The following is a 9,553-nucleotide window of genomic DNA, read 5'->3' as shown; positions in this document are numbered from 1 at the left end:
AGCATCATCCTACTCACAGCCGGCCCTCCCAAGAAGGCCGACCCGCAGGGACGACGCCGTCCACGCTTCTCTTTCTCGTATGCACTTGTCAAAGAGCTGATCGGGCCAGGGGCCAGATCTCGTTCCCGAGAGAACAGACAACAGCGCCAGGTTTGTCCGGCCTCTGCTTGCTCGTCTGTCGGGTAGTGCCTCGGGGCCGAGCCGTTCGTCTCGGCGCCCCGTCGGTGAGCGGTCGTTTAAGGGGAGCCGGCTCGCCTGTCAACACGCCCGAACCGGGTCGGTGTGCGATCGAACCGACTGCCTCGCCGGGGACCTTCCGGTCCCCCTGCACGACCGTCACCGGTGTCGGGAGCCGGCGGGCCGTGAAACGGCCTGCCGGCTGAGCCTATCTGGGGATGGCCGCGCAGGATTCAAGTCTCATGACCGACGACGTTCCTGGTCCGTGCCGGCGGCACCGCCATCGATCGCGCACCAATGGAGGCGTCGGTTCGGCCGAACCGAACCTCAGAACAGCCGCTTCAGCTCATTCTTCAGGATCTTGCCGTTCGGGTTGCGGGGCAGGATCTCGTCATGGAGCAGGATCCGCACCGGCACCTTGAACGCCGCGAGCCGCCCGGCCACGAAGGCGCGCAACTCCTCCTCGCTCGCCTCCTGGCCGCGGGCGATCGCCACCACGGCGCCGGGCTCCTCGCCGAGGGTCGGGTGCGGGAGGCCGACCACGGCCGCGTCGACCACGGCCGGGTGCTCGTGGAGGACGCTCTCGACCTCGGCGCAGTAGATGTTCTCGCCGCCGCGGATCAGCATGTCCTTCACCCGGTCGACGATGGTGATGAAGCCTTCCGCGTCGATGCGTGCCAGGTCGCCGGTGCGCAGCCAGCCGTCGCGAAACACCTCGGCATTGGCGTCGGGCCGGTTCCAGTAGCCGGCGACCACGACCGGCCCCTTGACCCACAATTCACCGACCTCGCCGGGGGGGAGGGGCACTTCTTCCGGGTCCATCACCTTCGCCTCGCAGACAGGCAGGGGAGGGCCGCAGCTGTCGGGGCGGTGGACGTAATCCTCGCCCTGGTGGTGGGTGAAGGTGGCGGTGGTCTCGGTCATGCCCCAGCCGGTCGCCGGCTGCGCTTGCGGGAAGGCGGTGCGCAGGCGGCGCACCAGCTCGGCCGGGGCGGGGGCGCCGCCGTAGCTGATCGTTTCGAGGGAGGAGAGGTCGTGGGTGCCAGCCGCCATCCCGTCGAGGAGCTGGAACGCGATCGTCGGCACGCCACCGGCGCTGGTGCAGCGCTCGCGCTCGATCAGCACCATCGCCCGGGCGAGGTCCCAGCGGCGCATCATCACCAGCCGCCCGCCGCGATAGAGGTTGGTCACCAGCGTGGCGAAGCAGCCGGTGACGTGGAAAAGCGGGATCGAGAGCAGCGCGACCTTCTGGGGCGCCGCCGGGTCCGGCACCGGCACCGCTTCGCCCCGGCGCAGGAAGGCGCGGGCGGCGGAGAAGGGGTGCGCCATCACCCCGCTGGCGCCGGCGCGCTGCGTGCCGATCGCCCCCTTGGAGCGGCCGGTGGTGCCGGAGGTGTAGAACAGGGTGGCGATGTCCTCAGGATCGATGGGCAGGTCGGGCACGCGGCCTTCCGGCAGGGCGCCCCAATCCGCGACGGCACCGATGATGTCGGTCAGGCTCTCGGTGCCGGGCGCCGCCGGCGCGCGGGCGATCAGCACCCGCTCGAGCGCCGGGTAGCCGCCGCGGCGCTCATTGATGCGCGCCCAGCGCTCCTCGTCGACGATGGCGACGCAGGCGCCGGAATCGGTGAAGCCGTGGTCGAGCTCGGGGCCGGTCCACCAGGCGTTGAGCGGGGTCGCGATCGCCCCGGCCAGGATCGCGGCGAAGAACGCCACCGGCCATTCCGGCAGGTTGCGCATCGCGACCGCCACCCGGTCCCCGGGCTTGACGCCGCCGCGGATCAGGTCCTGGGCCAGCGCCAGCGTGGCGCGGCTGAAGGCCTCGAAGCTCGCCCGGTCGTCCTCGTAGACCAGGAAGGTCTTGTCCCCATGCGCCCGCCCGGCCAGGAAGACGTCCCGCAGGGTCGCCGGCGCACTGGCCCAGATCCGGGTCGGCACGCCGCGGATCGGGATCTCCGCGACCGCGAAGGGCGAGCCCGGCGCGGTCAGCCGCGCGGTCGCCTCGGCGAGGGAGAGGGCGGGCCAGGTTTTCTCGGAGTCGGGCTGCGTCGCGGCGGACGGCTCGGTCATCGGCGGACTCGTGACTGAAGGGGGCTTTCCGAGGCGGGCAGGGGAGGCGGTCGGGTGCAGGATCTCACGTGATGGTCTGGCCGCCGTCGATCACGATGCTCTGGCCCGTCATGAAGGCGCCGGCCGGGCTCGCGAGGAACACCGCGGCCCCGGCGATCTCGTCGGGCTGGCCGATGCGGGCGAGCGGCGTGCGCGCCGTGTAGGCGGCCCGCGACTTGGGGTCCTCCCACAGGGCGCGGGCGAAGTCGGTCTGGATCAGGCCCGGCGCGATGCAGTTGACCCGCACGTTGTGGGGCCCGAGCTCGACCGCGAGGTTGCGGGCGAGCTGGAAGTCCGCCGCCTTCGAGACGTTGTAGGCGCCGATGACCCCCGAGCCCTTCAGCCCGCCGACCGACGACACGAGGATGATCGACCCGTCCTTGCGGGCGATCATGCCCGGCGCGCAGAAGCCGATCAGCCAGTGGCTGGCAATGACGTTGTTGTCGAGGATCTTCCGGAACTGCTCGTCGGAGATGCCGCTCATCGGCCCGTAATAGGGGTTCGAGGCAGCGTTGCAGACCACCACGTCGATGCGGCCGAAGCGGTCCTCGGTGCCCCTCGCCAGGCGCTCGAGGTCGGATTTCGACGAGATGCTGGCCGGGATCACATGAGCCCGCTCCTCGCCGTGGCGGGCGTTGATCGCCTCGGCCACGGGCACGCAGGCCTCCGCCTTGCGCGACGAGATGACGACCTTGGCGCCGTGCTCCGCCAGCCGCTCGGCGATGGCCCGGCCGATGCCGCGGGACGAGCCGGTGACGATGGCGACGCGGCCGGTGAGGTCGAAGAGCGGCGTCTGCATGGGGCATCCTCCCTGTCGGCTTCAGCCAAAACAGGCCTTGCTTTTGGGGCGACCTTAGCCCTGTATGGCGATTAAGCAAGCCGTGTTTTCGAAAACGCGGCCGTAGGGAGGGTGGAGCGGGGGCATTGCCCCTCATCCGGACCCGGGTTTTCGGGGCCTTGCGGCTCCATACCCAATCCCCGATAATGCGGCAGAACCCCGCCCCGCCCGAGAGCGGCGGACGGGGCGTTCGGAGGAAACCTGAGATGCGGGAAGCCGTCATCGTCGCCACCGCGCGCACCCCTATCGGCAAGGCCTACCGGGGCGCGTTCAACGATACCCAGGCCCAGGCGCTCGGCGGCCACGCCATCGCGCACGCGGTCCAGCGCGCCGGCATCGATCCGGCCGAGATCGGCGACGTGGTGATGGGGGCGGCGCTCCAGCAGGGCGCGACCGGCAGCAACATCGCCCGCCAGGCGGCCCTGCGCGCCGGGCTGCCCGAGACGGTCGCCGGCATGAGCCTCGACCGGCAATGCGCCTCCGGCCTGATGGCGATCGCCACCGCGGCGAAGGAGATCATCACCGACGGGCTCGACATCGCGGTCGGCGGCGGGCTCGAGTCGATCTCGCTCGTCCAGAACGACAAGATCAACCGCTTCCGCGGCCAGGATCCGTGGCTCGTCGAGCACGTGCCGGCGATCTACATGACGATGATCGAGACCGCCGAGAATGTGGCGGAGCGCTACGGCATCAGCCGCGAGGCGCAGGACGCCTACGCCCTGCGCTCGCAGCAGAGGACCGCGCAGGCGCAAAGCGAGAACCGGTTCGCCGACGAGATCGTGCCGATGACCGCCCGCATGGCGGTGGCCGACAAGGCGACCGGCGCGGTCTCGCACAAGGAGATCACCCTCTCGCAGGACGAGGGCAACCGGCCGCAGACCCGCCTGGAGGACCTGCAGGGCCTCAAGCCCGTCTTCAAGGACGGCCAGCGCATCCAGGAAGGGCAGTTCATCACCGCCGGCAACGCGAGCCAGCTCTCGGACGGTGCGGCGGCGGTCGTGCTGATGGAGGCGCGCGAGGCCGAGCGCCGCGGTTTGAAGCCGCTCGGCGCCTATCGGGGCATGGCGGTCGCCGGCTGCAACCCGGACGAGATGGGCATCGGCCCGGTCTTCGCGGTGCCGAAGCTCCTCGCGCAGCACGGGCTGAAGGTCGAGGATATCGACCTGTGGGAGCTGAACGAGGCCTTCGCCAGCCAGGTGCTCTACTGCCGCGACAGACTCGGCATCCCGGACGAGCGCCTGAACGTCAATGGCGGAGCGATCTCGATCGGGCACCCCTACGGCATGTCGGGCGCGCGGATGACCGGTCACATCCTGCTGGAAGGCCGCCGCCGCGGCGCCAGGTACGGCGTCGTGACGATGTGCGTCGGCGGCGGCATGGGCGCCGCGGGCCTGTTCGAGATCTACTGAACCTGCCACAAATCCGGCTCGCGACGGCGCCCGGCAAGAGGCGCCCGGAGGACGCCGGCAGAGGGACGAAGCCGACATGGCTCAAGAGGTGAAAGACAACCCCGTCTCGACCGCCCGCGAGGGGGCGGTCGCGGTGCTGACGCTGCAATCGGGGCCCGTGAACGCGCTGGGCTCGGGGCTCCGCCAGGGCATCCTGACGGCGTTCGAGGCCGCGGAGGCCGATCCCGCCGTGAAGGCGATCGTGCTGATCGGCGGCGGCCGGATGTTCTCGGCCGGGGCCGATATCAGCGAGTTCGGCAAGCCGCAGAGCGGCATCAGCCTGCCCGACCTCCTCAACCGCGTCGAGGCCTCGACCAAGCCCGTCGTCGCGGCGATCCACGGCAACGCGCTGGGCGGCGGGCTCGAGACCGCGCTCGCCTGCCACTACCGGGTGGCGGTGCCGTCCGCCAAGGTCGGCCTGCCGGAGGTCAAGCTCGGCATCCTGCCGGGGGCGGGCGGTACGCAGCGCCTGCCGCGGGTGGTCGGGCCCCGCAAGGCCCTCGAGGTGATCGTCGGCGGCTCGCCGATCGGCGCCAAGGCGGCGGCCGGCATGGGCTTGATCGACGAGCTGGCCCCGGAGGATTCTCTTCGCGCCCACGCGGTCGCCTTCGCCGAGCGGGTGATCGCGGAAGGCCGGCCGCTCACCAAGATCCGCGACCGAAACGACAAGATCGCGGAAGGCCGCGAGAGCCCAGGCCTGTTCGCGGCGTTCCGCGAGGAGAATGCCCGCAAGACCCGCGGCTTCGAGGCGCCGGAGGCCTGCATCGCCTGCATCGAGGCCGCCTGCCGGCTGCCCTTCGACGAGGGCCTGGCCTTCGAGCGCGCGGAATTCCAGAAGCTCGTCTCCGGCACCCAGTCGGCGGCGCAGCGCTACGTGTTCTTCGCCGAGCGCCAAGCGGCCAAGATCCCGGACGTGCCGGACGACACGCCCGCCCGCCCCATCGCCCGGGTCGGCGTCATCGGCGCCGGCACGATGGGCGGCGGCATCTCGATGAACTTCCTGAACGCCGGCATCCCGGTGACGATCGTCGAGACGAAGCGCGAGGCGCTGGACCGCGGCCTCAAGACCATCCGCACCAACTACGAGAACACCGCCAAGAAGGGGCGCCTCAGGCCGGAGGACGTCGAGACCCGGATGGGCCTGCTCTCCGACACCCTGGAGCTGGAGAAGCTCGCCGAGTGCGACCTCATCATCGAGGCCGTGTTCGAGGACATGGGCATCAAGAAGGAGATCTTTTCGAAGCTCGACCGGATCGCCAAGCCCGGCGCGATCCTGGCCTCCAACACCTCCTACCTCGACATCGACGCGATCGCCGCGATGACCAATCGCCCGGCCGACGTGATCGGCATGCACTTCTTCTCGCCGGCCAACGTCATGCGGCTCCTGGAGGTCGTGCGGGGCGAGAAGACCGCGAAGGACGTCATCGCCACCGCGATGCAGATCGGCCGGAAGGTCGGCAAGATCCCGGTGCTGGTCGGTGTCTGCCACGGCTTCGTCGGCAACCGGATGCTGGCCGAGCGCCAGCGCGAGGCGAACCGCCTGATCCTCGAAGGCGTCACCCCCTGGGACGTCGATCGGGTGATCTACGAGTTCGGCCTGCCGATGGGCCCGTTCACGATGAGCGACCTCGCCGGCCTCGACATCGGCTGGAGCCGGGAGACCAACAAGTCGGAGAGCGTCCGCGACCTCCTCTGCGAGCAGGACCGCCGCGGCCAGAAGACCGGCGCCGGCTTCTACGACTACGACGCCAGGCGCAAGGCGACGCCCTCCAAGGTCACCGAGGAGATCATCGCCAAGGTCGCCGAGCGCCAGGGCGTCAAGCGCCGGGACGCGACCGACCAGGAGATCCTGGAGCGCACCCTCTACCCGATGGTCAACGAGGGCGCGAAGATCCTCGAGGAGGGCAAGGCGATCCGGGCCTCCGACATCGATATCGTGTGGATCAACGGCTACGGCTGGCCGGTCTACCGGGGTGGCCCGATGTTCTGGGCCGACACGGTCGGGCTGCCGAAGGTGCTGGAGCGCCTGCGCGCCTACCAGGCCGAGTACGGCGACGCGTTCAAGCCGTCGGCGCTGCTGGAGCGGCTGGCGGCGGAAGGCAAGGGCTTCAAGGACCTGTAGGCGCGACACCGCCGTAACCCTCCCCCCTCTGCGGGGGAGGCTGCCCCACGGATGCGGGGCGGGAGAGGGGCAGCGCGACGATGCTTCAGGTGGCGCCCTTCAACAAGCGCGCGACCTCTCCGGACACGGCGTCCCCTCTCCCGCCCGGCTCCGCCGGGCACCCTCCCCCGCAGAGGGGGGAGGGGGCGGGCGTCGAGCTTATTCGAGATAATACACGATCTAGGAGGCATCCCATGGACCTTCGCTTCACACCCGAGGAGCGCGCCTTCCGGCAGGAAGTCCGCACCTTCTTCCAGGAGAACCTGCCGCAGGAGATCCGCCAGAAGATGATCGACGGGCGTCATCCGTCGAAGGACGACATCGTCACCTGGCAGAAGATCCTCAACAAGAAGGGCTGGGCGGTGCCGAGCTGGCCCGTCGAGTGGGGCGGGACCGGCTGGGATCCGGTGCGCCAGTACATCTTCCTCGACGAGCTCCAGAGCTTCCCGGCCCCGTCGCCGCTGCAATTCGGCGTCTACATGGTCGGGCCGGTGATCGCGCAGTTCGGCAACGACGCGCAGAAGAAGCACTTCCTGCCCCGCATCGCCAACCTCGACGACTGGTGGTGCCAGGGCTTCTCCGAGCCGGGCTCCGGCTCCGACCTTGCCTCGCTCAAGACCAAGGCGGTCCGCGACGGTGACCACTACGTCGTCAACGGCCAGAAGACCTGGACCACGCTCGGCCAGCACGCCGACTGGATCTTCTGCCTCGTGCGCACCGACGCATCCGTGAAGAAGCAGGAGGGGATCAGCTTCCTTCTCATCGACATGAAGACGCCGGGCATCACCGTGCGGCCGATCCAGACCATCGACGGCGGGCACGAGGTCAACGAGGTCTTCTTCGACGACGTCGAGGTGCCGGTCGAGAACCTGGTCGGCCAGGAGAACAAGGGCTGGGACTACGCCAAGTTCCTGCTCGGCAACGAGCGCACCAACATCGCCCGCGTCGGGGTCTCCAAGCAGCGCATCCGGCGCCTGAAGGAGCTGGCGGCGCTCGAGCGGGTCGGCGACACGCCGATCCTCGAGAATCCGCGCTTCCGCGAGAAGCTGGCGGCGCTGGAGATCGAGCTGAAGGCGCTCGAGATGACGCAGCTGCGTGTCGTCGCCGCCGAGCGCACCCGCGAGAAGGGCAAGCCGGACCCGGCCTCCTCGATCCTCAAGATCAAGGGCTCGGAGATCCAGCAGGCGACGACCGAGCTGCTGCTCGAGGTCGTCGGCCCCTACGCGCTGCCGTTCGTGCCGGAGGACGAGGACGACGGGTCCTTGAGCAACGAGCCGCCGGTCGGCCCGGACTGGGCGGGACCCGCGGCGCCGACCTACTTCAACTGGCGCAAGATCTCGATCTACGGCGGCTCGAACGAGATCCAGAAGAACATCATCGCGAAGGCGATCCTGGGGCTTTGAGGCGCGGTCGAGGCATGGAAGCAAAGCCGACGAACAGGACGACTCGGCCTCTCCAATGCGAGACCTCATCCTGAGGCGTCAGTCGATCCATGATCGACTGACCTCGAAGGAGGGCTCCAGGGGTCTCCGTGATCCCTGGAGCCCTCCTTCGAGGCTCCCCTGGGTCGCACCTCAGGATGAGGTCGCGAGTGGGACAATCGAACAGAGCCGCCATTCGAGACCGGCGAGAACGGAAACGACCCGATGGATTTCGATCTGAGCGAGGAGCAGCGCCTCCTCAAGGACAGCGTCGAGCGGCTGCTGGCCGACCGCTACGACTTCGAGGCCCGCAAGCGCCACGGGAAGGAGCCGGAGGGCTTCTCGAAGGCGATGTGGGCGGCTTACGCCGAGCAGGGCCTGCTCGCGGTGCCGTTCTCCGAGGAGGATGGCGGCATCGGCGGCGGGCCGGTCGAGACGATGATCGTCATGGAGGCGTTCGGCGGCGCGCTCGCCCTCGAACCCTACCTCGCCACCGTGGTGCTCGCCGGCGGCGTGCTGCGCCATGCGGCGAGTGCGGAGCAGCGGGCCGAGTGGCTGCCCGGCCTCATCGCCGGCGAGACCCGCTACGCCCTCGCGCATAGCGAGCGCCAGGCCCGCTACGACCTCAACGACGTCGGCGTCACCGCGCGCCGCGACGGCGATGCTTGGGTCCTGGAGGGGGAGAAGTCCCTGGTCCTGCACGGCGACAGCGCCGACCGGCTCATCGTCTCGGCCCGGACTTCCGGCTCGCGGCGCGACCGCGACGGGATCGGCCTGTTCCTGGTGGAGGCCAACGCCGAGGGCGTCTCGCGCCGCGGCTACCCGACCCAGGACGGGATGCGGGCGGCGGAAGTCTCGCTGTCCTCGGTCCGGGTCGGGGCGGCCGCCGTGATCGGCGATCCGGCCGGCGGCCTGCCGGTGATCGAGCGGGTGACCGACGAGGCGATCGCCGCGCTCTGCGCCGAGGCGGTCGGTGCCATGGACCGGATGCACCGGCTGACGGTCGAGTACCTGAAGACCCGCAAGCAGTTCGGCGTGACGATCGGCTCGTTCCAGGTGCTGCAGCACCGGGCCGCCGACATGTTCATCGCCCTGGAACAGGCCCGCTCGATGGCGTTTCTCGCCACCATGATGGCGGGCGAGGAGGACGCCGAGGAGCGCGCTCGGGCGATCGCCGGCGCCAAGGTGCAGATCGGCCGCTCCGGCCGCATCGTCGGCCAGGGCGCGGTGCAGCTCCATGGCGGCGTCGGCGTGACGATGGAGTACAGCGTCGGCCACTACTTCAAGCGGGTCACGATGATCGACCAGCTGTTCGGCGACGCCGACCACCATCTCGGCCGGGTCGCACGGATGGGCGGGCTGATCGCCGCCTGACGCGCGAGGTGAATCGCGCTCATCT

At 69.9% G+C, this 9,553-nt stretch carries 6 protein-coding genes; 4 read left to right on the top strand and 2 right to left on the bottom strand.

Features of this window, described 5'->3' with window-relative positions; translation table 11 throughout:
* Positions 1-504: 504 nt before the first annotated feature.
* Positions 505-2,247, bottom strand: a complete 1,743-nt coding sequence (locus tag EU555_RS31870; protein ID WP_135419354.1) for a class I adenylate-forming enzyme family protein — start codon at positions 2,245-2,247, stop codon at positions 505-507.
* A 64-nt stretch (positions 2,248-2,311) separates the two neighbouring features.
* Positions 2,312-3,085, bottom strand: coding sequence for an SDR family oxidoreductase (locus tag EU555_RS31865; RefSeq protein WP_135419353.1), 774 nt, complete (start codon positions 3,083-3,085; stop codon positions 2,312-2,314).
* A 245-nt stretch (positions 3,086-3,330) separates the two neighbouring features.
* On the opposite strand from EU555_RS31865, the gene EU555_RS31860 reads away from it, so the two are divergent.
* The 4 genes from EU555_RS31860 to EU555_RS31845 all read left to right on the top strand — a co-directional run bounded on the left by EU555_RS31860 (position 3,331) and on the right by EU555_RS31845 (position 9,528).
* Positions 3,331-4,533, top strand: coding sequence for an acetyl-CoA C-acyltransferase (locus tag EU555_RS31860; protein ID WP_135419352.1), 1,203 nt, complete (start codon positions 3,331-3,333; stop codon positions 4,531-4,533).
* A 76-nt stretch (positions 4,534-4,609) separates the two neighbouring features.
* A complete protein-coding gene (locus tag EU555_RS31855; protein WP_135419351.1) occupies positions 4,610-6,694 on the top strand; it encodes a 3-hydroxyacyl-CoA dehydrogenase NAD-binding domain-containing protein in 2,085 nt (694 codons plus the stop codon).
* A 233-nt stretch (positions 6,695-6,927) separates the two neighbouring features.
* A complete protein-coding gene (gene pimC, locus EU555_RS31850) occupies positions 6,928-8,136 on the top strand; it encodes a pimeloyl-CoA dehydrogenase large subunit (protein WP_135419350.1) in 1,209 nt (402 codons plus the stop codon).
* 243 nt (positions 8,137-8,379) lie between these two features.
* A complete protein-coding gene (locus tag EU555_RS31845; RefSeq protein WP_135419349.1) occupies positions 8,380-9,528 on the top strand; it encodes an acyl-CoA dehydrogenase family protein in 1,149 nt (382 codons plus the stop codon).
* Positions 9,529-9,553 lie beyond the last annotated feature (25 nt).

This window comes from Methylobacterium nonmethylotrophicum (genome assembly GCF_004745635.1).
Classification (GTDB): domain Bacteria; phylum Pseudomonadota; class Alphaproteobacteria; order Rhizobiales; family Beijerinckiaceae; genus Methylobacterium; species Methylobacterium nonmethylotrophicum.
This window is presented reverse-complemented; position numbering and strand designations above follow the sequence as displayed.

What these genes read in the sequence shown, in the direction of transcription:
- EU555_RS31870 (WP_135419354.1), bottom strand. Translation starts at nt 2,247, where the DNA reads ATGACCGAGCCGTCCGCCGCGACGCAGCCCGACTCCGAGAAAACCTGG.
- EU555_RS31865 (WP_135419353.1), bottom strand. Translation starts at nt 3,085, where the DNA reads ATGCAGACGCCGCTCTTCGACCTCACCGGCCGCGTCGCCATCGTCACC.
- EU555_RS31860 (WP_135419352.1), top strand. Translation starts at nt 3,331, where the DNA reads ATGCGGGAAGCCGTCATCGTCGCCACCGCGCGCACCCCTATCGGCAAG.
- EU555_RS31855 (WP_135419351.1), top strand. Translation starts at nt 4,610, where the DNA reads ATGGCTCAAGAGGTGAAAGACAACCCCGTCTCGACCGCCCGCGAGGGG.
- pimC (WP_135419350.1), top strand. Translation starts at nt 6,928, where the DNA reads ATGGACCTTCGCTTCACACCCGAGGAGCGCGCCTTCCGGCAGGAAGTC.
- EU555_RS31845 (WP_135419349.1), top strand. Translation starts at nt 8,380, where the DNA reads ATGGATTTCGATCTGAGCGAGGAGCAGCGCCTCCTCAAGGACAGCGTC.